This is a genomic window from Rhizobacter sp., assembly GCA_019635355.1.
In the GTDB taxonomy this organism is placed as follows: domain Bacteria; phylum Pseudomonadota; class Gammaproteobacteria; order Burkholderiales; family Burkholderiaceae_C; genus Rhizobacter.
Genome location: JAHBZQ010000001.1, coordinates 62,146 through 84,085, shown reverse-complemented (window position 1 = coordinate 84,085; position 21,940 = coordinate 62,146). Strand labels below are relative to the sequence as shown.

General features: G+C 66.4%; 20 protein-coding genes and 1 other RNA gene. 8 read left to right on the top strand and 13 right to left on the bottom strand.

Features of this window, described 5'->3' with window-relative positions:
* Window positions 1-6 precede the first annotated feature (6 nt).
* From KF892_00420 to KF892_00410, 3 genes are all read left to right on the top strand, one after another.
* Entirely contained in the window at window positions 7-576 is a 570-nt protein-coding gene (locus KF892_00420) for a ferritin-like domain-containing protein (protein ID MBX3623446.1), read from the top strand.
* An 82-nt stretch (window positions 577-658) separates the two neighbouring features.
* Window positions 659-973, top strand: a complete 315-nt coding sequence (locus KF892_00415) for a BON domain-containing protein (GenBank protein MBX3623445.1) — start codon at window positions 659-661, stop codon at window positions 971-973.
* 61 nt (window positions 974-1,034) lie between these two features.
* A complete protein-coding gene (locus tag KF892_00410) occupies window positions 1,035-2,216 on the top strand; it encodes an AI-2E family transporter (GenBank protein ID MBX3623444.1) in 1,182 nt (393 codons plus the stop codon).
* 110 nt (window positions 2,217-2,326) lie between these two features.
* On the opposite strand, the gene ntrC is transcribed toward KF892_00410, so the two are convergent.
* The 9 genes from ntrC to KF892_00365 form a co-directional block, all read right to left on the bottom strand.
* Window positions 2,327-3,850: a nitrogen regulation protein NR(I) gene (ntrC, locus tag KF892_00405; protein MBX3623443.1), complete on the bottom strand. Its 1,524-nt coding sequence runs from the start codon at window positions 3,848-3,850 to the stop codon at window positions 2,327-2,329.
* A gap of 40 nt (window positions 3,851-3,890) precedes the next feature.
* On the bottom strand, window positions 3,891-5,006 hold the full coding sequence (locus KF892_00400; GenBank protein ID MBX3623442.1) for a PAS domain-containing protein: 1,116 nt from the start codon (window positions 5,004-5,006) through the stop codon (window positions 3,891-3,893).
* Window positions 5,003-5,533, bottom strand: a complete 531-nt coding sequence (locus KF892_00395) for a hypothetical protein (GenBank protein MBX3623441.1) — start codon at window positions 5,531-5,533, stop codon at window positions 5,003-5,005. The genes KF892_00400 and KF892_00395 overlap by 4 nt, the downstream gene beginning before the upstream one ends.
* 144 nt (window positions 5,534-5,677) lie before the next feature.
* The gene (gene glnA, locus KF892_00390) at window positions 5,678-7,096 is read right to left on the bottom strand and encodes a type I glutamate--ammonia ligase (GenBank protein ID MBX3623440.1); all 1,419 of its coding nucleotides are present in this window, start codon (window positions 7,094-7,096) and stop codon (window positions 5,678-5,680) included.
* Between the two features lie 258 nt (window positions 7,097-7,354).
* Window positions 7,355-8,227 (bottom strand): EI24 domain-containing protein, encoded by an 873-nt coding sequence (locus KF892_00385; GenBank protein ID MBX3623439.1) that lies wholly within the window; start codon window positions 8,225-8,227, stop codon window positions 7,355-7,357.
* Between the two features lie 23 nt (window positions 8,228-8,250).
* The gene (locus tag KF892_00380) at window positions 8,251-9,240 is read right to left on the bottom strand and encodes a sterol desaturase family protein (GenBank protein MBX3623438.1); all 990 of its coding nucleotides are present in this window, start codon (window positions 9,238-9,240) and stop codon (window positions 8,251-8,253) included.
* A gap of 6 nt (window positions 9,241-9,246) precedes the next feature.
* Window positions 9,247-10,017, bottom strand: a complete 771-nt coding sequence (locus tag KF892_00375; protein ID MBX3623437.1) for a polysaccharide deacetylase family protein — start codon at window positions 10,015-10,017, stop codon at window positions 9,247-9,249.
* The gene (locus tag KF892_00370; GenBank protein MBX3623436.1) at window positions 10,001-10,969 is read right to left on the bottom strand and encodes a YncE family protein; all 969 of its coding nucleotides are present in this window, start codon (window positions 10,967-10,969) and stop codon (window positions 10,001-10,003) included. The genes KF892_00375 and KF892_00370 overlap by 17 nt, the downstream gene beginning before the upstream one ends.
* A 106-nt stretch (window positions 10,970-11,075) precedes the next feature.
* Entirely contained in the window at window positions 11,076-11,888 is an 813-nt protein-coding gene (locus tag KF892_00365; protein ID MBX3623435.1) for a TIGR00266 family protein, read from the bottom strand.
* A gap of 92 nt (window positions 11,889-11,980) precedes the next feature.
* Between KF892_00365 and KF892_00360 the strand changes: the two genes are divergently transcribed.
* A complete protein-coding gene (locus KF892_00360) occupies window positions 11,981-13,651 on the top strand; it encodes a Na/Pi cotransporter family protein (GenBank protein MBX3623434.1) in 1,671 nt (556 codons plus the stop codon).
* Window positions 13,652-13,708: 57 nt separating this feature from the next.
* Here the strand turns inward: KF892_00360 and ssrA are convergent.
* The 4 genes from ssrA to KF892_00340 all read right to left on the bottom strand — a co-directional run bounded on the left by ssrA (window position 13,709) and on the right by KF892_00340 (window position 16,226).
* Window positions 13,709-14,081, bottom strand: a transfer-messenger RNA (tmRNA) gene (ssrA, locus tag KF892_00355).
* Window positions 14,082-14,096: 15 nt separating this feature from the next.
* Complete coding sequence (gene gph / locus KF892_00350; protein MBX3623433.1) at window positions 14,097-14,771, bottom strand: phosphoglycolate phosphatase; 675 nt, start codon at window positions 14,769-14,771, stop codon at window positions 14,097-14,099.
* On the bottom strand, window positions 14,771-15,472 hold the full coding sequence (gene ubiG, locus KF892_00345; protein ID MBX3623432.1) for a bifunctional 2-polyprenyl-6-hydroxyphenol methylase/3-demethylubiquinol 3-O-methyltransferase UbiG: 702 nt from the start codon (window positions 15,470-15,472) through the stop codon (window positions 14,771-14,773). Before ubiG ends, gph begins: the two co-directional genes overlap by 1 nt.
* A gap of 58 nt (window positions 15,473-15,530) precedes the next feature.
* The gene (locus KF892_00340) at window positions 15,531-16,226 is read right to left on the bottom strand and encodes an OmpA family protein (protein MBX3623431.1); all 696 of its coding nucleotides are present in this window, start codon (window positions 16,224-16,226) and stop codon (window positions 15,531-15,533) included.
* 271 nt (window positions 16,227-16,497) lie between these two features.
* On the opposite strand from KF892_00340, the gene gyrA reads away from it, so the two are divergent.
* From gyrA to KF892_00320, 4 genes are all read left to right on the top strand, one after another.
* Window positions 16,498-19,119: a DNA gyrase subunit A gene (gene gyrA, locus KF892_00335; protein ID MBX3623430.1), complete on the top strand. Its 2,622-nt coding sequence runs from the start codon at window positions 16,498-16,500 to the stop codon at window positions 19,117-19,119.
* Window positions 19,116-19,715 (top strand): hypothetical protein, encoded by a 600-nt coding sequence (locus tag KF892_00330; protein ID MBX3623429.1) that lies wholly within the window; start codon window positions 19,116-19,118, stop codon window positions 19,713-19,715. The genes gyrA and KF892_00330 overlap by 4 nt, the downstream gene beginning before the upstream one ends.
* Window positions 19,716-19,788: 73 nt before the next feature.
* Window positions 19,789-20,895 carry a prephenate dehydratase gene (gene pheA / locus KF892_00325; protein ID MBX3623428.1) on the top strand — a complete coding sequence of 369 codons (1,107 nt, stop codon included), beginning with the start codon at window positions 19,789-19,791 and terminating at the stop codon, window positions 20,893-20,895.
* Window positions 20,896-21,033: 138 nt separating this feature from the next.
* On the top strand, window positions 21,034-21,918 hold the full coding sequence (locus KF892_00320) for a prephenate dehydrogenase/arogenate dehydrogenase family protein (protein MBX3623427.1): 885 nt from the start codon (window positions 21,034-21,036) through the stop codon (window positions 21,916-21,918).
* Window positions 21,919-21,940: the final 22 nt, after the last annotated feature.

The window sequence follows — 21,940 nt, the reverse complement described above, 5'->3', positions numbered from 1 at the left end:
GACTGCATGTTCAGCTCACAAGACCAGAAAACCCAGACGTCGACGGCCAGCGCCGAATACACCCCGCTGGTGCTCGACCAAGCCGGCCTCGAGGCCGCACGCAAGAGCATCGACCAGGGAGCTATCACACCCGCCTACGGCCCGTGGCGCGAAGACATCATCAAGCTGCTGAACGATTCGCTCGCCACCGAACTCGTGTGCGTGATGCGCTACAAGCGCCACTACTACACCGCGGTCGGGCTCGACTCGCCCGCCATCGCGGACGAGTTCCTCGTGCACGCGAACGAAGAGTCGGCCCATGCCGACAAGCTCGCGCAGCGCATCGTGCAGCTCGGCGGCAAGCCCGACTTCCGCCCCGACTCGCTCACGCAGCGCAGCCACGCAGACTACGACGAATCGCTGGAGCTGCAGGACATGATCCGCGCCAACCTCATCGCCGAGCGCGTGGCCATCGAGGCCTATACGCAGATCATCAAGCTGATCGGCGACAAGGACAGCACCACGCGCCGCATCCTCGAGGAGATCCTCGCGGACGAGCAGGAGCATGCCGACGAGCTGTCGGACTGGCTGGCCTGAGCACCCATCACGTCGTCGAGTTTCCGCCCCAGGGTGGTGGGCCGAAGAACCACCCGCATGTCCAACACGTAGGAGCTACACCATGATGATCCGCACCACCCTCGCCGCCGCGATGACGGCCGTTGCCCTGCTGGCCACTTCGGGCTGCGCAGTGACCCGCAAGCAAGAGACCGTCGGCCAGTTTGTCGACGACGCCGCCATCACCACCGCCGTGAAGGCGCGCATGGTCGACAACAAGGATGTCGACGCGAGCGCCATCAAGGTCGAGACGCTCAAGGGCACGGTGATGCTGTCGGGTTTCGCGAAGAACGCGACCGAAAAGTCGACGGCTGAAAACCTGGCCTGGAAGGTCGACGGCGTGAAGGCCGTGAAGAACGAGATCGCGGTTCGCCCCTGATCGCACGCCTCGGCACCGCCCCGGGTTCACGTGAACACCGGGGCTTTTTTTCGCACACCCGATGCAGACCGACGACGAAGACGACGACGACCCGCCGCCACGCCGCACGCACAAGCCGCGTGTGCGTGCAAGCGCGGCGACCAACCTGCTGGCCGCGCTCGCCGTCGTGGCCGTGCTGTGGTGGGGCCAGCGCTTCCTGATCCCCCTCACCGCGGGCCTGATGCTCGTGATGCTGGTGACGCCGCTGTCGGTGACGCTCGAACACTGGCTGCGCAGCCGCACGCTCGCCACGCTCATCACGCTGGGCGTGGTGATGGGCACGCTGGCCGCGGGCGGCATGATCTTCGGCGGCCAGCTCGTGCGCGTGGCCGAGCGCACGCCCGAGATGATCAGCATGGCCGCGGCCAAGCTCGCCGAGCGCGACCCGGGCGCCGAGTCGGTCGTGTCGCGGGCCCGCATCGCCTTGCAGGAGCTCGACCGCGCCACCGAGCGGGTGATGTCGGGCAAGCCTCCACGGCCGACGAAGCGCGTGGTCGCCGCCGCAGCCGCGGCGGCCGCGGCGTCGGCGCCCAACACCATCACGGCGGGCGCGACGGTGGCCTTGCGCGAAGGCGCCGTCACGGGCTCGAGCGCGCTGCTCGAATTCACCGCCAACCTGAGCATCGTGTTCTTGATCGCCTTCTTCGTGCTGATCGGCGGCAAGCCGCTCACCGAGCGCTTCATCGGCCTCTGGGGCGAGCACCCCGAGGTGCAGTCACGGGCGGAGAAGGCGCTGCTCGAATGTGCGCACCAGGTGCGCATCTACCTCGGCGTGCTGGTGGTGACCAATGCGTTGATCGGCACGGCCGTGTGGCTGGCCTTCTGGGCCACCGGCCTACCCGACGCGGGCGGCTGGGGCGTGACGGCCGGCCTGTTGCACGTCATCCCCTACCTCGGCATGGCGGTGCTCACGGGCCTGGGTGCGGCCGAGACCTTTCTGGCGCATGGCTCGCTCGGCTCGGCCGCGGCGATGGCAACGTTCATCGTGGTGATGTCAACGCTGATCGGCACGGTGGTCACCGCATGGCTGCAAGGCCGTGCTGCGAAGATGAACCCCGCGGCGGTCTTCATCGGCCTCGTGTTCTGGGGTTCGATCTGGGGCCTCTGGGGCCTTTTCCTCGGGCCTGCCCTGGTCGTGGTGATGAAGGTGGTCGCGGAACACACGCGACCCGGCCAACGCTTCGCGGAACTGATGAAAGGCTAGCCCCAAAGCGAGCGGAGCAAGCGTCTCATCAAGCCACCCCGTGGAACCGGCTTGGCCGGGCCACTCGGGGGTCGCCTCCCGGGGGCAGGAGCGAAGCGACTGGGGGGCCGTCAATCATCCAGGCCGAGTTCCTGGATCTTGCGCGTGATGGTGTTGCGGCCGATGCCGAGCTTCTGCGCGGCTTCGATGCGGCGGCCTCGCGTGATCTCGAGCGCGGTGTGGATGAGCTGCGCTTCGAACTTGCGGGTGAGCGTGTCCCACACCTCGGGCACGCCGGCCTGGAGCATGGTGCGCGACTCACGTTCGAGGTCGGAGAGCCAGTTGGCGCTGGCCACCGGTGTGTCGATGGGCAGCACGGGTGCCACCGGGGCCGTCCACGCGGGTGCGGCGGCAGCCGGTGCGGCGCCGGGCAGGTCGGCCCCTTCGATGACCGCAGCCGGAGCCGCCGGCGCGGGCAGCGGGCGGGCCGCCATCGGGTCGCCACCGCCGAGCAGCTCGGGCGGCAGGTCCTTGGGCTCGATCACCTGGGCCGGGGCCATCACGGTGAGCCAGTGGCAGATGTTTTCGAGCTGGCGCACGTTGCCGGGGAAGTCGAACTGCATCAGCTTGTTGAGCGCCGCATCGGTGATGCGCTTGGCTTCGACGCCCAATTCCTTGGCGCTCTTCTGCAGGAAGAAACGCGCCAGCGCCGGCACGTCTTCGCGCCGCTCGCGCAGCGCGGGCAGGCGCAGGCGGATGACGTTCAAGCGATGGAACAAGTCTTCGCGGAAAGCGCCGAGCTTCACGCGCTCTTCCAGGTTCTGGTGCGTGGCGGCAATCACCCGCACGTTGGCCTTGAGCGGGTTGTGGCCGCCCACGCGGTAGAACTGCCCGTCGCTCAGCACACGCAGCAGGCGCGTCTGCAGGTCGAAGGGCATGTCGCCGATTTCGTCGAGGAAGAGCGTGCCGCCATCGGCCTGCTCGAAGCGGCCGCGGCGGGTGGTCTGCGCGCCGGTGAAGGCACCACGCTCGTGGCCGAAGAGTTCGCTCTCGAGCAGGTCCTTCGGGATGGCGGCGGTGTTGATCGCGACGAAGGGGCCGCTCGCGCGCGGGCTGTGCTTGTGCAGCGCATGCGCCACCAGCTCCTTGCCGGAGCCCGACTCGCCGGTGATGAGCACCGTGACCACGCTCTGGCTGAGCCGCCCGATGGCGCGGAAGACATCCTGCATCGCCGGTGCCTGACCCAGCATCTCGGGCATGGCGGCCATGCGCTCGTCGCGCACTTCCTCGCGCATGCTCTCGTCGACGGCGCGGCGGATGAGCTCCACCGCTTTCGGCACGTCGAAGGGCTTGGGCAGGTATTCGAAGGCGCCGCCCTGGAAGGCGCTCACGGCGCTGTCGAGGTCGGAGTAGGCCGTCATGATGATGACGGGCAGGCCGGGGGCACGCTCCTTGACCTTGGTGAGCAGCTCGATGCCCGAGCCACCCGGCATGCGGATGTCGGAGACCAGCACCTGCGGTACGTCGTCTTCGAGTGCGGCGAGCACGTCGCGTGGGTTGGTGAAGCTGCGCACCGCGAGTTCTTCGCGCGCCAGCGCCTTCTCCAACACGAATCGGATGGATTGGTCGTCGTCAACGATCCAGATGGGTTTCATGCCCTGCCTGTTCTAGTGGCCGCTGACGAAGACGAGATGACTACGGCAGCGGTATCACGATCTTGAAAATGGTCTGGCCCGGCTCGCTCGTACATTCGATCACGCCTTGATGCTGTTGCACGAAGGTTTGCGCGAGTGTGAGCCCCAGACCCGACCCGCCATCGCGCCCCGATACCAGAGGGTAGAAGATGCGATCTCGGATCGACTCCGGGATGCCCGGGCCGTTGTCCTCGATATGCAAGTCCAGTGCCAGTCGATAGCGCTGCTTGCCCAAGGTGACCTGGCGTGCGATGCGCGTGCGCAGCGTGATGACCGCATCGCCTTGGGCGATGCGCTCGGTGAGCGCCTGGGCGGCGTTGTGGGCGATGTTGAGCACGGCCTGGATGAGCTGCTCGCGGTCGCCGCGGAATTCGGGGATGGAGGTGTCGTAGTCGCGCCGCACGCTGAGCCCGCGCGGGAACTCGGCCAGGATCAGCGCCCTCACCCGCTCGCAGACCTCATGGATGTTGACGTCGCTCACCACGTGGGGCTTGCGGTGTGGCGCGAGCAGCCGGTCGACGAGCGCCTGCAGGCGGTCGGCCTCCTGGATGATGACCTGGGTGTATTCGGTGAGCGCGCGCGACTCGACTTCCATCTCGAGCAGCTGCGCCGCGCCGCGGATGCCACCGAGCGGGTTCTTGATCTCATGCGCGAGGTTGCGGATCAGTTCCTTGTTGGCAGCGGCCTGGCCGAGGGCACGCTCTTCACGGTCCATGCGCGTCTGCTGCTCGATCTCGACCAGCTCCACCAGCACCTGGTCGGCCCGGTCGATCTGGTTGACGATCACGTGCACCGGCAGCGGGTCGCTGTGCAGTTGTGCAGGCCGGCGCAGCAGCCCCTCGAACCGGCTGGTGGCGAAATCGTTGCGGGCGACGGCATCGACCGTGTCACGCACGATCTGCGCGTCGACGAACCAGTCGAAGAGGGACTCCCGCAGCACGCTGCGCCGTGACAGGCCCAACACATGCTCGAAGGCGGCGTTGGCGAAGAGGCAACTTCCGTCGCGGTGCACCACCGCGACCATGGTGGCGAGCTGATCGAAAGCCTCGTAGGCCCGGGTCTGCGCCGACGTGAGGGCGGGCGTTGCCGGGTGGGTGGACGAGGAAGCGGCGCTCACTGCGGTTTCGGGGTGGCGTCGGCCGGCGTCTGCTTGGCCAGCTCACGGCGCAGGGCGGCCACGTCGCTTTCCTTGCGGGCAATGGTGGCCTTCATCTCGGCCACGCGGTCGAGGTATTTCTGATAGTTGCGCTCATCGCCTCGCCGCTCGGGCTCGCCGTTGTTGAACTCCTTGCGCAGGTTGGCGAGCTGCTCTTCTTCCTTGCGCAGCTCGGCCTCGAGGATGCGGCGCGCATCGGAATCGCGGTTGCGCTGCTCGGCGGCGTCGACACGCTCGCGGTTCGGGGCGGGTGGTACGGGAGCGCCGGCGGTGGGCCGTGGCTTGGGCGACTGGATCACGGTGATCGGCGCACCTTCCAGCGTGCGGCAACCCTTGTCCTTGGCTTCCTTCGCAGACAGGCTGTCGGTGTACAGCGGCGGGTTGCCGGGGCAGCGGTAGACAGGCTTGTCGCCTTGCGACCAGGCCGGCGATGCCGCCGTGAGGGCCGTCAACATGGAAAGAGAGAACCGGAAGCGCGCTGATGTCATGTGTCACCTCTGCCCTGTAACGCCAGCGCCCGTGCGCAGGGTGACAGGACAAGCCTTGCGATTGTGTCCGATTGCCATCCCTGTGCACCAAAAGAAAAGGGACGGCAACTGCCGTCCCTTCGAGCCATCGGAACCTGAAGAGGTTCAGAGGGTGTAGTACATGTCGAACTCGATCGGGTGCGTGGCCATGCGGAAGCGGGTCACTTCCTGCATCTTCAGCTCGATGTAGGCGTCGATGAAGCCGTCGGTGAACACACCACCCTTGGTCAGGAACGCGCGGTCCTTGTCGAGGTACTCGAGCGCCTGGTCGAGGCTGTGGCAGACGGTCGGGATCTTCGCGTCTTCTTCCGGCGGCAGGTGGTACAGGTCCTTGGTGGCGGCTTCGCCCGGGTGGATCTTGTTTTCCACGCCGTCGAGACCAGCCATCAGCATGGCCGAGAAGCCCAGGTACGGGTTCATCAGGGGATCGGGGAAGCGCGCTTCGACGCGGCGGCCCTTCGGGTTGGCCACGTGCGGGATGCGGATCGACGCCGAGCGGTTCTTGCTCGAGTAAGCCAGCTTCACCGGGGCTTCGAAGCCAGGCACCAGGCGCTTGTACGAGTTGGTGCCAGGGTTCGTGATGGCGTTCAGCGCGCGAGCGTGCTTGATGATGCCGCCGATGTAGAAGAGCGCGAATTCGCTCAGGCCGGCATAGCCTTCGCCAGCGAAGAGGTTCTTGCCGTCTTTCCAGACCGACTGGTGCACGTGCATGCCGGAGCCGTTGTCGCCGACGATGGGCTTGGGCATGAAGGTGGCGGTCTTGCCATAGGCATGGGCCACGTTCTGGATGACGTACTTCTGCAGCTGCACCCAGTCAGCGCGCTGGACCAGCGTGCTGAACTTCGTGCCGATTTCCATCTGGCCGGCGTTGGCCACTTCGTGGTGGTGCACTTCGACCGGGATGCCCAGCGATTCGAGGATGAGGCACATCTCGGAGCGCAGGTCCTGGCCGCTGTCGACCGGGGGCGTGGGGAAATAGCCGCCCTTGACGGTGGGGCGATAGCCGGAGTTGCCGTGCTCGTATTCCTTGCCCGTGTTCCAGGCGCCCTCTTCCGACTCGATCTTCGAGAAGCAGCCGGACATGTCATTGCCCCAGCGCACGCTGTCGAAGATGAAGAACTCGGGTTCCGGACCGAAGAAGGCGGTGTCGCCCAGGCCCGACGACTTCATGTAGGCCTCGGCGCGCTTGGCCAGCGAGCGCGGGTCGCGCTCGTAGGGCTTGCCGTCGGCAGGCTCGACCACGTCGCAGGTGAGGATGAGGGTGGATTCTTCGAAGAACGGGTCGATGTTGGCCGTGGTCGGGTCGGGCATGAGCTGCATGTCCGACGCTTCGATGCCCTTCCAGCCGGCGATCGACGAGCCGTCGAAGGCGTGGCCCGACGTGAACTTGTCTTCGTCAAAGTGAGACACGGGCACGGAAACGTGCTGTTCTTTGCCGCGGGTGTCGGTGAAACGGAAGTCGACGAACTTGACTTCGTTCTCCTTCACCATCTTCATCACGTCGGCGACGGTCTTGGCTGCCATCAGGGGACTCCTAGCGAGATGCTGTGTGGGGTTGGAATTGGGTCAGTAATGCTGGCAGTTCGAGCGCGGATCGGCCCCGAAAAGCGCACAGGAATGTAGCAGAAAGCATGCCCGGCCCTCCCGGGGCGGAGGCGGCAAAGGCCGGGCACAGCGGAGCTACCGCTGCACAGAAGGAGATGGTGCACGGGACGAGCGGCACGCAGAATAACACCACCTTGGTGCATCATCGCGCACCAATGTTGGGCTGTCTTTGGCGAGCTAACGCACCACTCCGGGGCCCTGATTGGGAGGCTCGGGAAGCGCTTCGATGACCGCCGCTTCGGCCTGGAGCGACGCCTCCGCCAGCCGATGGGCCTGCAATGCCGCCAGCAGGTAGTGCGCGAACCAAAGCGCCGAGAACGCAAAAACGAGCGTGTAGACCCAGATCGCGATCGGCACCAGCACCGGCGCAAAGGCCACGAACATCACCCCCGACACCCACAGCAGTGACGGCGCCGCCCCGAGGTAGCCGCTCAGCACGCCTATCGCGAGCAGCACGAGGCGGTGCTTGCGCACCACAGCGCGGCGCTCGGCCTGGGTGGCGTGGTCGGCCAGCATGTCGTAGCTCATGACGCGGTAGGTGAGCCAGCCCCAGATCAAGGGCGGCACCACCAAGGCCACCGGCGGCACCAGCCAGAACGGGATCGACACCACCATCGCGACCGCCGCGAGCAGCGTGGCGCTCACGCTCACGAAGAGACTGCCGGCGAACGAGCCGCCGCGCCGCAGCTCGAGCGCCGGAAAGCGGCGCCGCGCCACGAGCTTCAACATGAACGGCGCCATCAGCACCGCCACCGTCAGCAGGGAGAAGAACACGATCACCGGCGTGGCGAGGAACACCACCACCAGGGGCGCCAGCACCGACTTGAGGCCGAGCAGGCCGATCGCCTCCAGCCACTTGAAGAGCACGGTGAGCAGCGACCACGACTCGAACGCCGCGCGCACCGCATCGATGGCGGGCTCCCAGTAGGCGCGCGCCAGCAGGTAGGCCACCCCGCAGGTCAGCACGAGCGGCAGCACCGACAGTGCGATGACCAGCGGGTGCACGCAATAGGCGGCAGCGCGCCAGGCGGCATCGATGACGGACCTCATGGCCAGCAACGGCATGCTGGCTCCTACCCGCGCCCGACCATGCGGCGAAGCCCCAGCCACTGCTGTGCCCAGAAGCCACGACCGTAGTCGCGCCCGCCCTCTTCGGGCAGTTGGTCGCGGATGCCCGTGGGGTCGTAGCGCTCGCTGAAATCGGCAGTGCGAAAGATCAGGTCCCACACCGGAAAGAGCACCGCGAAGTTGTGGCCACCGAGCGTGCCGCGCCCGGCCGACTCGTGGCCGACGCCGATGCTGTGGTGCAGCCGATGGAACCGCGGGCTCACGAGCACACGGTCGAAGACCGGCCCGAACCCGATGCGGACGTTGGCATGCGACAGGCTCTCCAGCAGCTGCGTGCACGCCACCACGGCCACGAACTGCCCCGGGGCGATGCCGATCAGGCGCGCGGCGATCACGAGGATGCTGTCGCGGATCAGGTCATCGAGCAGGTGGTTGCGGTTGTCGCTCCACATCGTCATCTGGCGCTGGCTGTGGTGCAGCGAGTGCAGGCCCCACCACCAGCCGAACTGGTGCTGGCCGCGGTGCAGCCAGTAGTCGATGAAGTCGAGCACCACGAGGTAGGCGAGGAACGCGAACCAGGCGGTGTCGGTGAGCCCCGGCCACAGCGGCGCCAGCGCCTCGTCGAGCTGCAAGCTCGACAGGCCGTGAAGGCTCAGGGTGCCGAAGAGCAGGTCCCACAGCGGGTCGATCGCGAAAAACAAGGCCAAGCGAAAGAAGCCCAGGCGGTGCAGCAGCGTGTAGAGCACGTCGACCCGCACTGCGCGCCGGTCGACCACCGGCTCCACCGGCCGCCAGCGCTCGAGCGAACGAAAGACCACCAGCATCACGCACAGCTGCAGGAGCCCGACCAGCAGCCAGCCCGTGGCGTTGTAGCCGTCCTCGAGCAGGTTGCCGAAGCCGAGCGAAAACACGACCGGCTGGATCACCGACTCGAAAAGGGCCTCTTGCACGCGGTGAAAGCCGTCGACGAAGGTCTGGAGAAGCGGGTCGATCATGACAACTCAACGCGCGAGCGCCGCCCCCCGATAGACAGGGTGATCGGCCAAGGTTGCAAAGCAATAGCCCTTGGCCTTGAGCCCCTGGATCAGCGGCTCGAGCACGGCCGGCGCCCACGGGTCTTGCCGCGACCAGATACCCAGGTGCGCCAGGAGGATGTCGCCGCTGCGCACGTCGCGCAGCGCGCGGGCCAGCAGGCTGGCGTTGGGGTAGCGGTCGCTCGACAACTCGTCGCCCAGGAAGCCGGCCGGGCTCCAGCCGACGTGCGTCCAGCCGCAGGCCTTGGCGGCGGCGAGCAAGGCCGGCGAGGTCTTGCCGCCGGGGGCACGGAAGAGCTTCGGCATCGCCTGCCCCGTCATGGCCTTGAAACGGTCGGCCGGGCGCTCAAGCTCGGCGCAGTACTGCGCAGGTGTCCAGGTCCGGATCTGGCCCGCCTTTGGCCCCGCGCTCGCGCGGACGCGAAAGCCGCCGGGCGTGTCGGCCAGCCAATAGACATGGTCGAAGGTGTGGGAGCCGAAGACATGGCCTTCGGCAGCGCGCGCCTTCCACCACGGCGCCCAGTGTTCGTCGAGGCTCGTGCCGCCGGTCTGCGTCTTCTCGTCGGCGAGGAAGAAGCTCGCCTTCACGCCCTGCCTCGCCAGCACCTCCGCCACCAAGGGCGCCACGCCCATGTGGCCGGTGTCGAAGGTGAGGTAGACCGGCTTGTCGCAGGCCGCATGCGCTGCGGTGGCGCCGGCGAGCAGCGCCGCGACCAGCAGCCTAGCGGCGCGACGCATGATCGAGCGTCCACACGCCGTGCGGCGAGCGGCCGACCGCCACCTGGCGAACCACCTGCTTCTTCTCGATGTCGACGAAGCTCAGCTTGCGCGCCCAGCGCGAGCTCACCAGCAGGGTCTTGCCATCGGCCAGCAGATCCATGCAGTCGGGCCCACCCGGCCCTGGGAGTTGCGACACGACCGCGAGGCTCTGGATGTCGATCATGCTGATGGTGTTGGCCACGCGGTTGCTCACGAACACATGCCGGCCATCACCGCGCGAGCGGAAGGCATGTGCGCCCGCGCCAGTCTGGATGCGCTTGACGAGCTTCGGGGCCGGCTGCGTCACGTCATAGACCTCGACGAACTCGTCGCCTGTGAGGCCCACCATCAGCAGGCGGTCGTCGGGCGTGAGGTACACGTCGGCCGGCAGCTTGCCGATCGAGATCTTCCAGCGCGGCTTCTGCGTGGCGATGTCGATCGCCATCAGCTCGTCGCTGTCTTGCATCGACGCGTAGATGGTGGTGCTCTTGCTGTCGATCGACAGATGGCTCGGCGTGCGCGTGGCACGCACGCGGCCCGCGAGCTTGAGCGGCGTGGTCGCGTCGTGCGGCTCCCAGCGGTAGATGTCGACGTGGTCGAGCCGGTTGGCCGCCGTCACGAACCACTTCATGTCGGGCGAGAAGCGCAGGTGGTACGGATCGATGATCTTGGTGATGGTGCGCTGCACCTCGCCCGTCTTCGGGTCGATCAGCGTGAGCGAGTCGCTCAGCGCGTTGGCCACGATGAGCGACTTCTCGTCGGGCGTGAGATAGAGGTGGTGCGGCTCCTTGCCGGTCGGGATGCGCTTGGTCTCGGTGAAGCTCACCGGGTCGATCACGCTGATCGACGCGTCGAGCGAGTTGAGCACGAAGATGGGCGACTTGTCAGCCGCCAAGGCCGTGGGGCACCAGAGCGTGGCCAGCACGACCACAGCGGCACACAAAAGAGCGGACAACAGCTTCAAGACGGGCACCACCAGGGAACGGGCGGCTAGTGTAGGCGCGCCGTTACCGGCAAAGTTCCGTTCGCTTGGCGACTTACTCGTCGTCACCGCCAAGAATGCCGCCCAGAAGGCCGCCGCCGGCCAAGCCACCGAGCACCGACCCCTCTTCGCGGCTGCCGCCGCGCTGGGGTGCTGCAGCGAACACACGCGATGCCAGACGCGAGAAGGGCAGGCTCTGCACCCACACCGTGCCGGGGCCCGTGACCTTGGCGAAGAAGAGCCCCTCTCCGCCGAAGAGCGCCGTCTTGATCTTGCCCACGTACTGCACTTCGAAGTTGACGTTCGGCGTGAAGGCGACCAGGCAGCCGGTGTCGATGAAGAGCGTCTGGCCAGGCTGCAGCTCACGGCGCACCACGGTGCCGCCGGCATGCACGAAGGCGAGGCCGTCGCCTTCGAGCTTCTGCATGATGAAGCCTTCGCCGCCGAAGAAGCCGGTCGAGATCTTCTGCTGGAAATAGATGCCCAGCGACACGCCCTTGGCCGCACAGAGGAAGGAATCCTTCTGGCAGATCAGCATGCCGCCGAGCTGCCTCAGGTCCATCGGCAGGATCTTGCCGGGATACGGCGAGGCGAAGGCCACGCGCTGCTTGCCCTGGCCTTTGTTGGTATAGACGGTGGTGAAGAGCGACTCGCCGGTGATGAGGCGTTTGCCCGCACCGAGCAGCTTGCCGAAGATGCCGCCTTGGTTTTGCGAGCCGTCGCCGAAGACGGTGTCCATGCCGATGCCGGCGTCCATGAACATCATGCTGCCGGCCTCACCCACGGCCGCTTCGCCGGGGTCGAGCTCGACCTCCACGAACTGCATCTCGCTGCCCTTGATCTCGTAGTCCACCACGTCCATTGCCACGGCCATTACTCCAACGTTTGATCCAACAGTAGGTCCGAAAGGAGCCGGCATTTTGAGCCATTTCGGCAAGTTCACGGCGATAGACTCAAGCCATGCAACACCTGCTGAACCTGCTCGCCGCCATCGCCTTGCTGGTCTGGGGCACGCACATCGTTCGCACCGGCATGCTGCGCGTCTTCGGCGAAAACCTGCGCCAGATCCTCTCGCGCAGCTTCAGCAACCGGCTGACTGCCGCGGCCGCGGGGCTGGGTGTCACGAGCATCGTGCAGTCGAGCACCGCCACCTGCCTCATCGTGGCCTCGTTCGTCGGCAAGGGGCTCGTCACCACCGGGCCGGCACTCGCGGTGATGCTCGGTGCCGACGTGGGCACGAGCCTGATGGCCGTGGTGTTCTCGTTCGATCTCTCGTGGCTCTCGCCGCTGCTCATCTTCGTCGGCGTGGTGCTCTTCATCTCGCGGCAGAACACCGGGGCGGGCCGCATCGGTCGTGTGCTGATCGGCCTGGGCCTCATCACGCTCGCGCTGCAGCTCATCGTAGCCGCCACCCGGCCGCTCACCGAAGCACCTGCGGTGCGCGCGCTGCTGGTGTCGCTGCCCAACGAGGTGATGCTCAACATCGTGGTGGGCGCGGCGCTCACGGTGCTGTCGTACTCGAGCCTTGCGATCGTGCTGCTGACCGCCACGCTGGCCGCCTCGGGTTTGCTGACCACGCCGGTGGCCCTCGGGTTGGTGCTGGGGGCGAACCTCGGCAGCGGCTTCCTCGCGCTCATCGCCACCGGCAATGCTGCCCAGCAGGTGCGCCGGCTGCCGCTCGGCAACCTGATCTTCAAGGCCGTCGGCGTGCTGCTCGCCATTCCCTTGATGCCGCAGATCCACGTGCTGCTGCAACAGCTCGCGCCCAACGTGCACGACCAGGTCGTGTTCTTCCACCTCGGCTTCAACCTCGTGCTGGCCCTCACCTTCATCAGCTTCACCGGCCTCGTCGGGCGCACGGTCGACCGCTGGCTCGTCGAGAAAAGCGGCCCGGCCGGCAGCACACGCCCCCGCCACCTCGACCCGGTGGCATTGGCCACGCCGTCGCTCGCCATCAGCTGCGCGGCCCGCGAGGCGCTGCACCAGGCCGACGTGGTCGAGACCATGCTGCGCGGGGTGCTCCCGGTGATCCGCAACAACGACCTCGACCTCGCGCAGCAGCTGCGCCAACTCGACGACACGGTCGACGAGCTCTACTCCGCCATCAAGTTCTACCTCACGCAGATCTCGCACGAAGCGCTGTCGGAACGCGAAAGCCGCCGCTGGACCGACATCGTCTCCTTCACCATCAACATGGAGCAGATCGGCGACATCATCGAACGCGTGCTGCAGGACGTGGAGGACAAGAAGGTGCGCAAGAACCGCAGCTTCTCCGACGCCGGCATGGCCGAGATCGTGCACCTGCACGAGCGGCTGCTGGCCAACCTGCGGCTGGCGATGAGCGTGTTCCTCGATGGCCACGTGCGCGATGCGCGCAAGCTGCTGGAAGAGAAGGCGCGCTTCCGCGACCTGGAGCATGAATACGCCGCGGCCCACATCGCCCGCTTGCAGGACAACACCGCGCAGAGCATCGAGACGAGCTCGCTGCACCTCGACCTCATCAGCGACCTGAAGCGCATCAACTCGCACATCTGCTCGATCGCCTATCCCATCCTGGAGTCGGCCGGTGCGCTTTCGAAGACACGCATCCGCGAATCACGGTTGTCGGCGATGCCCGACGACGCGGCCTGAATCACAAGCGCAGAAAGCAAAACGCCACCGAGGTCATCGGTGGCGTTCGCTTCGATTTGGTGGAGCCGGCGGGAATCGAACCCGCGTCCGCAAGCCATTGCCGGACAGTTCTACATGCGTAGCTGTCTGATTTGGGTTTTAAGGGCGCAGGTCGCGCAGCAGCACGCTACCTGAACCCCGAGTCACTTGATTTAGCCCTGGGTCGAGTGACCCGACTCAGAGCGAGCCAATGTGAATGACTTCGCAGCCTTCGGGTTGCCCCTCAGACCCGGCCCATCGGCCAACCGTTGCGAAGCTCACCGGTATTAAGCGGCGAGTGCGTACGTTTCGTCGTTCGCAGTTACTTTGTTTCCAGATGGATTTACGAGGTGACTGGCCCTCGGCATGCCCTGCGCCAACTCCGTACCCGCGTCGAAACCAGGTCGGCCCCAGAGAAGTGCTTAGTTTAGGCCAGGCCCAGCAAGTTCAAGAGTTCGCCGGGACTTTCGATCACATGGTCGGCGCCCCAGGCACTCACCGGCTCGCCAAGCCCCAGGTAACCCCAGGCCGCGGCGACCGTGGCCATGCCGGCGGCACGGCCGGCCTGCACGTCGCGCAGGTCGTCGCCGACGTACACACAGGCTTCGGGCGCCATGCCGAGGCGGCGTGCCGCCTCCAGCAGGGGTGCCGGGTGGGGCTTGGAATGGGCAGTGGTGTCACCGCCGACGATGGCCGCCGCATGCTGGTGGAGCGACAGGGTGCGCACCAGGGGCAAGGTGAAGCGCTCGGCCTTGTTGGTGACGATGCCCCAGGGCGTACCGCTCGCCTGAAGCGTGGCCAGCACGGGATGCATCGCGTCGAAAACCCGCGTCTCCTGGCTCATGCGGGCCTCGTAGCGGCTGAGGAACTCTTCGCGCAGGGCGAGGAAGTCATCGTCCTCGGGCGTGACCTGCAAGGCGATGCCCAGCATGCCGCGCGCTCCCGCCCCCACCATGGGGCGAAAGACCTCGTAGGCCAGGGGCGCCAAGCCGCGAGCCGCTCGCATGTCGTTGCCCGTGCCAGCCAGATCGGGCGCGCTGTCGATCAAGGTGCCGTCGAGGTCGAACAGCACCGCCCGGATACGCTCGCGAAGGCCGGCCATCACGCGGGCTTCGTGCAGGCGAAGAGGTAGTTCACGCTGACGTCGGCCGACAGCGAGTAGCGGCGGGTGAGCGGGTTGTATTCCATGCCACGCGTCTGCCCGAGCGTCAGGCCAGCATCGCGGCACCATTGCGCCAGCTCGCTGGGGCGGATGAAGCGTGCGTACTCGTGCGTGCCGCGCGGCAGCAGCTTCAGCATGTACTCGGCCCCGACGATCGCGAACAGAAACGATTTGGGGTTGCGGTTGAGCGTCGAGAAGAAGACCGAACCGCCGGGTTTCACGAGCGTGGCGCAGGCGCGCACCACCGAGAACGGGTCCGGCACATGCTCCAGCATCTCCATGCAGGTCACGGTATCGAACTGGCCGGGCATCTCGTCCGCCAGGGTCTCGACGGCGACTTCGCGATATTCGATCGACGGAGTCCCCGCTTCTACAGCGTGCAGTTGCGCGACCCTCAGGGCCTTGGTGGCCAGATCGATGCCGAGCACCTGCGCCCCTTTACGCGCCATCGAATCGGCGAGGATGCCCCCACCGCAACCAACGTCGACTACCCGACGACCGGCCAAGGGCGCCAGGCCGTTGATCCAATCCAGCCGCAGCGGGTTGATTTCGTGAAGCGGGCGGAATTCGCTTTCGGGATCCCACCAGCGGTGGGCCAGTTCACTGAATTTGCTCAGTTCCTGAGGGTCGGCGTTGATCATTTGAAAATGGTAAATAAAAAACCCCGCCGAAGCGGGGTTTTCAGGTACTGCCGCGGGATTACTTGCGGGTACGGGTACCGACCACTTCGATTTCGACGCGGCGGTTCTTGGACTTGCCTTCCTTGGTCTTGTTGTCGGCGACCGGCGAGCTTTCGCCCTTGCCTTCCGTGTAGACACGGTTGGCTTCGATGCCCTTGCTGACCAGGTAGTTCTTCACCGACTCGGCACGAGCCACCGACAGCTTCTGGTTCGCAGCAGGCGAGCCATCGGAGTCGGTGTGGCCGACAGCGATGATGACTTCGAGGTTCACACCCGAGGTCTTGCTGACGAGGTCGTCGAGCTTGGCCTTGGCGTCGGGCTTCAGCACCGACTTGCCCACGTCGTAGAAGGCGTCAGCGGCGAAGGTGACCTTCTCGCTCACCGGAGCGGGCGGGGCCACAGGGGCGGGAGCCGGGGGAGGCGGAGCCACCGGAGCGGGGGCAGCCGGAGCGGGGGCGGGAGCAGGTGCCGGCGCAGGGGCCGGAGCGGGAGCAGGTGCCGGAGCGGCCTTCGGCGCGCCGTCGCACGAAGGATGAGCGGTCGCAGGGGTCCAGAACGCATCGCGCCAGCACAGGTCGGCAGCGCCAGCCTTCCAGGGCAGGCCGAACCCGCTGGTCCAGTTGTCGACGGACTTGGCTTGGGCAAACGCGGAGCCCGCAGCGACGGCGAGCGTGGCCGATGCGAAGAGCGATGCGACCTTGTTCAGTTTCTTCATGGTTCTCCTCTCAAGGAAGGGGCAGATGTTCTAACGAAAGGTCAAAAACCGAATCGGGAAGTACTGGCAAACCCCAAGTAACTCGGGTGTTTCCCACCGACAATCGATTGTGCCATACGGTATTCGGAGCGAAGAGTTTTGCCATTGGTGCTTGCAGTAGCACAAGGCGTTGTTGCGCGACCGCGACAGCACTGTTCCAGCGCCTAGAATCGCGGGTTTTGCGCGCAGGCCGAACCATGCCTGCCTTCATGGCTTTTCTGCCCCACTCCGCATGACCCAGTTCGCCAAGGAAACCCTGCCGATCAGCCTCGAAGAGGAGATGCGGCGTTCGTACCTCGACTACGCGATGAGCGTGATCGTGGGGCGCGCACTGCCCGATGCGCGCGATGGCCTGAAGCCGGTGCACCGGCGTGTGCTCTTCGCCATGCACGAGCTCAACAACGACTGGAACCGGCCCTACAAGAAGTCGGCCCGTATCGTCGGCGACGTCATCGGCAAGTACCACCCGCACGGCGACCAGTCGGTGTACGACACCGCGGTGCGCATGGCGCAAGACTTCTCGATGCGCCATATGCTCATCGACGGCCAGGGCAACTTCGGCTCGGTCGACGGCGACAACGCCGCGGCCATGCGGTACACCGAAATCAGGTTGGCGAAGATCGCACACGAGATGCTCGCCGACCTCGACAAGGAGACGGTCGACTTCGGCCCCAACTACGACGGCTCGGAGAAAGAGCCGCTGGTGCTGCCCACCCGCCTGCCCAACCTGCTGGTCAACGGCTCTGGCGGCATCGCGGTGGGCATGGCCACCAACATCCCGCCGCACAACCTCAACGAGGTCGTCGACGCCTGCCTGCACCTGCTGAAGAACCCGCAGGCGACGATCGACGAGCTGATCGAGATCATCCCGGCGCCCGACTTCCCCACCGCCGGCATCATCTACGGCACGAGCGGCGTGCGCGAGGGCTACAAGACCGGCCGCGGGCGCGTGGTGATGCGCGCGAAGTGCCACTTCGAGGACATCGACAAGGGTGCGCGCCAAGCCATCATCGTCGATGAGATCCCCTACCAGGTGAACAAGAAGAACCTCCTCGAGCGCATGGCCGAGCTGGTTCACGAGAAGAAGCTCGAGGGCATCAGCCACATCCAGGACGAGTCTGACAAGTCCGGCATGCGCGTGGTGATCGAGCTCAAGCGCGGCGAAGTGCCCGAGGTGGTGCTGAACAACCTGTACAAGCAGACGCAGCTGCAGGACACGTTCGGCATGAACATGGTGGCGCTGATCGACAACCAGCCCAAGCTGTGCAACCTGAAGGATCTGATCGCGATCTTCCTGGAGCACCGCCGCGAGGTCGTCACCCGCCGCACGGTGTTCGAGCTGCGCAAGGCCCGCGAGCGTGGCCACGTGCTGGAAGGCCTGGCCGTGGCGCTGGCCAACATCGACGAGTTCATCGAGACCATCAAGACCTCGGCCACGCCGCCGATCGCGAAGGCCGCGCTGATGAGCAAGTCGTGGGACTCCTCGCTGGTGCGCGAGATGCTCGCCCGCGCCGAGAAGGAAACCGCCGGCGGCCGCGACGCCTATCGCCCCGAGAACCTGCCGCGCGAATACGGCATGCAGCCCGACGGCCTCTATCGCCTCTCGGACGACCAGGCCAGCGAAATCCTGCAGATGCGCCTGCAGCGCCTGACCGGCCTCGAGCAGGACAAGATCGTCGGCGAGTACAAGGAAGTGATGGCGCAGATCGCCGACCTGCTCGACATCCTGGCCACGCCGTCACGCGTGACGACCATCATTTCCGACGAGCTGCAGGCCATCAAGCTCGAGTTCGGCCAGACCAAGATCGGCGCACGCCGCTCCACCATCGAACACAACGCACAGGATCTCGGCACTGAAGACCTGATCACGCCCACCGACATGGTGGTCACGCTCTCGCACACCGGCTACATCAAGAGCCAGGCCTTAAGCGAATACCGCGCCCAGAAGCGCGGTGGCCGCGGCAAGCAGGCGGCGCAGACCAAGGAAGACGACTGGATCGACCAGCTCTTCATCGCCAACACGCACGACTACATTCTGTGCTTCACCAACCGCGGCCGTGTGTACTGGCTGAAAGTGTGGGAAGTGCCGCAGGGTTCGCGCGCCTCGCGCGGCAAGCCCATCGTCAACATGTTCCCGCTGCAGCCGGGCGAGAAGGTCAACGTGGTGCTGCCGCTGACCGACGGCTTCCGCAGCTTCCCGGCCGATCACTTCGTGTTCTTCGCCACCGCCCAAGGCGTGGTCAAGAAGACCTCGCTCGACGAGTTCAGCAACCCGCGCAAGGCCGGCATCATCGCCGTCGACCTCGACGAGGGCGACTACCTCATCGGCGCAGCGCTCACCGACGGCAAGCACGACGTGATGCTCTTCAGCGACGGCGGCAAGGCCGTGCGCTTCGACGAAGACGACGTGCGCGCCATGGGGCGTGGCGCGCGCGGCGTGCGCGGCATGATGCTGGAAGACGGCCAGAGCGTGATCGCGATGCTCGTCGCCGAAGACGAGACGCAAAGCGTGCTGACCGCGACCGAGAACGGCTACGGCAAGCGCACCTCGATCGTCGAATACACCCGCCACGGCCGCGGAACCAAAGGGATGATCGCGATCCAACAAAGCGAGCGCAACGGCAAGGTCGTCGCCGCCACCCTGGTGCGGCCCGCCGACGAGATCATGCTCATCACCGACAAGGGCGTGCTCGTGCGCACCCGAGTCTCCGAAATCCGCGAGCTCGGCCGCGCGACACAAGGCGTCACCTTGATCGCACTGGACGACGGCGCCAAGCTGAGCGGCCTGCAACGCATCGTCGAGAACGATGCCAACTCGGGCGACGAGCCCACGACTGAAAGCACCGAAGAATGAAGCGACTGATCGGTCTGGCCCTGGTGGCCGCGGCAAGCCTGGCGCACGCCCAGAACACGGCCATCCCGGGCGCGCCCGCGAGCGCCGCCAAGAAGGAGCTGGTGCAGCGGCTGCTGACCCTGCAACAAAACCAGCTCGACGGCATCACCCGCGACATCGTGGCCCGCCCGGCCCAGCAGATCGCGGCCATGGCCGACGAAACGCTGCAGACGCAGATCCCGCCGGCCAAGCACCCTCCGATCATCAAGAAGATCCAGGAGCACCTGCAGAAGTACGAAGAGGGCACCATGCCCCTCGTGCGCGACCGCGCCGCCAAGATCAGCCAGGCGAGCGTCGGCCCCTTCCTGGAAGAGAAGTTCACCGAAGACGAACTGCGCCAGCTGGTGAACGCACTGGAAGCCCCGGCGTTCAAGAAATTCCAGCAAGCCCAACCCGAGCTGCTCAACCTCTACGTGCAAGCCGTGCGCAAGGATCTCGCCACCGCGGTGCAGCCAAAGATCGACGCGCTGGAGCGCGACGTCCGCATCGCCGTCGGCGCGCCCGCCCCGGCCAGTGGTGCCGCCGCGCCGGCACCCGCCAAGCCTGCCAAGAAGTGACGCGAACCGTGCGCGGTCCGTCGGTCTTCACTTGCCGATCGCGCTAGGCTGCATGCGACAATTTGCGTCACCCATGGCTGACCTTTCCCCCGCCCCAAACCCTGAGCTGCTGGCCCTCAGAACGCAGATCGACGCGGTCGATCGCGAGCTGCTGGCGCTCCTGAACCGGCGTGCCCGGCTAGCGCAGGAAGTCGGCGAAGTGAAGAAGAAGGAAGGCTCGGTGGCCTTCCGCCCCGAGCGCGAAGCGCAGGTCATCGATGGCATGAAGGCCGTCAACCCGGGCCCGCTGCTCGCCGAGAGCGTGGCGCCGATCTGGCGCGAGATCATGTCGGCCTGCCGCGCGCTCGAGACACCCACGCGCGTAGCCTACCTCGGCCCGGCCGGCACCTTCAGCGAGGAAGCAGCACTCGGCTTCTTCGGCTCGTCGATCGTCAAGGTGCCGTGTGCAAGCTTCGACGAGGTCTTCCACGTCACCACTTCAGGCGCTGCCGACTTCGGCGTGGTGCCGGTCGAGAACTCGACCGAGGGCGTGGTCACCCGTTCGCTCGACCTCTTCCTCACCACTCCGCTCTTCATCATCGGTGAGACCAGCCTCTTTGTTCAGCACAACCTGCTGCGCAAGGAAAACTCGCTGGCCGGCATCGAGGCGGTCTGCGCGCACCCGCAGGCCCTGGCCCAGTGCCACGGCTGGCTGGGCACGCACCTGCCCAACGTGGAGCGCCGGCCGGTGGCGAGCAATGCCGAAGGCGCACGCCTGGCCGCGGCCGACCCCACGCTGGCCGCGATCGCCAGCGCGCGCGCCGGCAGCCAGTTCGGCCTGCACCTCGTCGCCCCGGCCATCCAGGACGAAGCGCACAACCGCACCCGCTTCGCCGTCGTCACCCACCCTCAACGGCACCCACAACCACGCGCCTCCGGCCACGATTGCACGAGCCTCGTGGTCTCGGTGAGCAACCGGCCCGGCGCGGTGCACGACATGCTGGTGCCGCTCAAGCAGCACGGCGTGTCGATGACCCGTTTCGAATCCCGCCCCGCCCGCTCGGGCCAGTGGGAGTACTACTTCTACATCGACCTGCAAGGTCACCCCGACCAGCCGCATGTGGCCACCGCGCTGCGCGAGCTGCGGGAGGCCTGTGCGTTCTTCAAGTTGCTCGGCACCTACCCGATCGACGTGCACTAGAGATGAAGCCCCCACGTCGCTACGCTCCTGCCCCCCGAGGGGGCGCCAACTCGACGGCCGGGCCAAGCCCGTTCCGTGAGTTGTTGCTTGATGTGCGCGTCGCTTCGCTGGCGCGCTCGATCTCTTGCAAAGGAATCCATGTTTAACCAGCTTGGCGTGATCGGATGCGGCCTGATGGGCGGCTCCTTCGCCCTTGCCCTCAAGCGGGCCGGCCTGGTCAAGCGCGTCATCGGCTACAGCAAGTCGCCGTCGACCACCGAGCGTGCGAAGAAGATGGGCGTGATCGACGACACCGCCGAATCGGCACTGCTCGCGGTCTCGGGCTCCGACATCGTGATCATGGCCGTGCCGGTCTCGGCCAGCGAAGCCACCTTCAAGGCCATCCGCCACCTGGTGGAGCCGGGCGTGCTCTTCATGGACGTGGGCTCGACCAAGCGCGACGTGGTCGATGCGGCCCGGCGCGTCCTGAAGGAGCGCGTCGGCTCGTTCGTCCCGGCCCACCCCATCGCCGGCAAGGAAGTGTCGGGCGTGGCCCATGCCGACGCCTCGCTCTACGCGGGTCGTCAGGTCATCATCACCCCGCTGCCGCAGACCGATGCGGAGCTGGTGCAGAAAGCCACCGACGTCTGGTCAGCCATCGGCGCCCAGGTGCTGCGCATGACGCCGGAGAACCACGACGCCGCCTTCGCCGCCGTGAGCCACCTGCCGCACATGCTGGCCTTCGCCTTCTTCAACTCGGTGGCCAAGCAGCCGGCCGGGCGCGATTTCCTCTCGCTGGCCGGCCCCGGCTTCCGCGATTTCACCCGCATCGCCGCGAGCGACCCCGAGGTGTGGCGCGACATCCTGATGTCGAACCGCGAAGAGATCCTCAAGCAGTCGATGCGCTTCCGGCACACGCTGGATGCGCTCGAACACGTCATCAAGACCAGCAACGTCGAGGCGCTCGAGGACTTGATCCGCAGCGCCTCGGATGCCCGCGCCAACTGGCAGATGGGCGCCGGCAAGTCCGGTTCGTCTCGCTGACCTCAGGCTGCGCCCCAGGCGC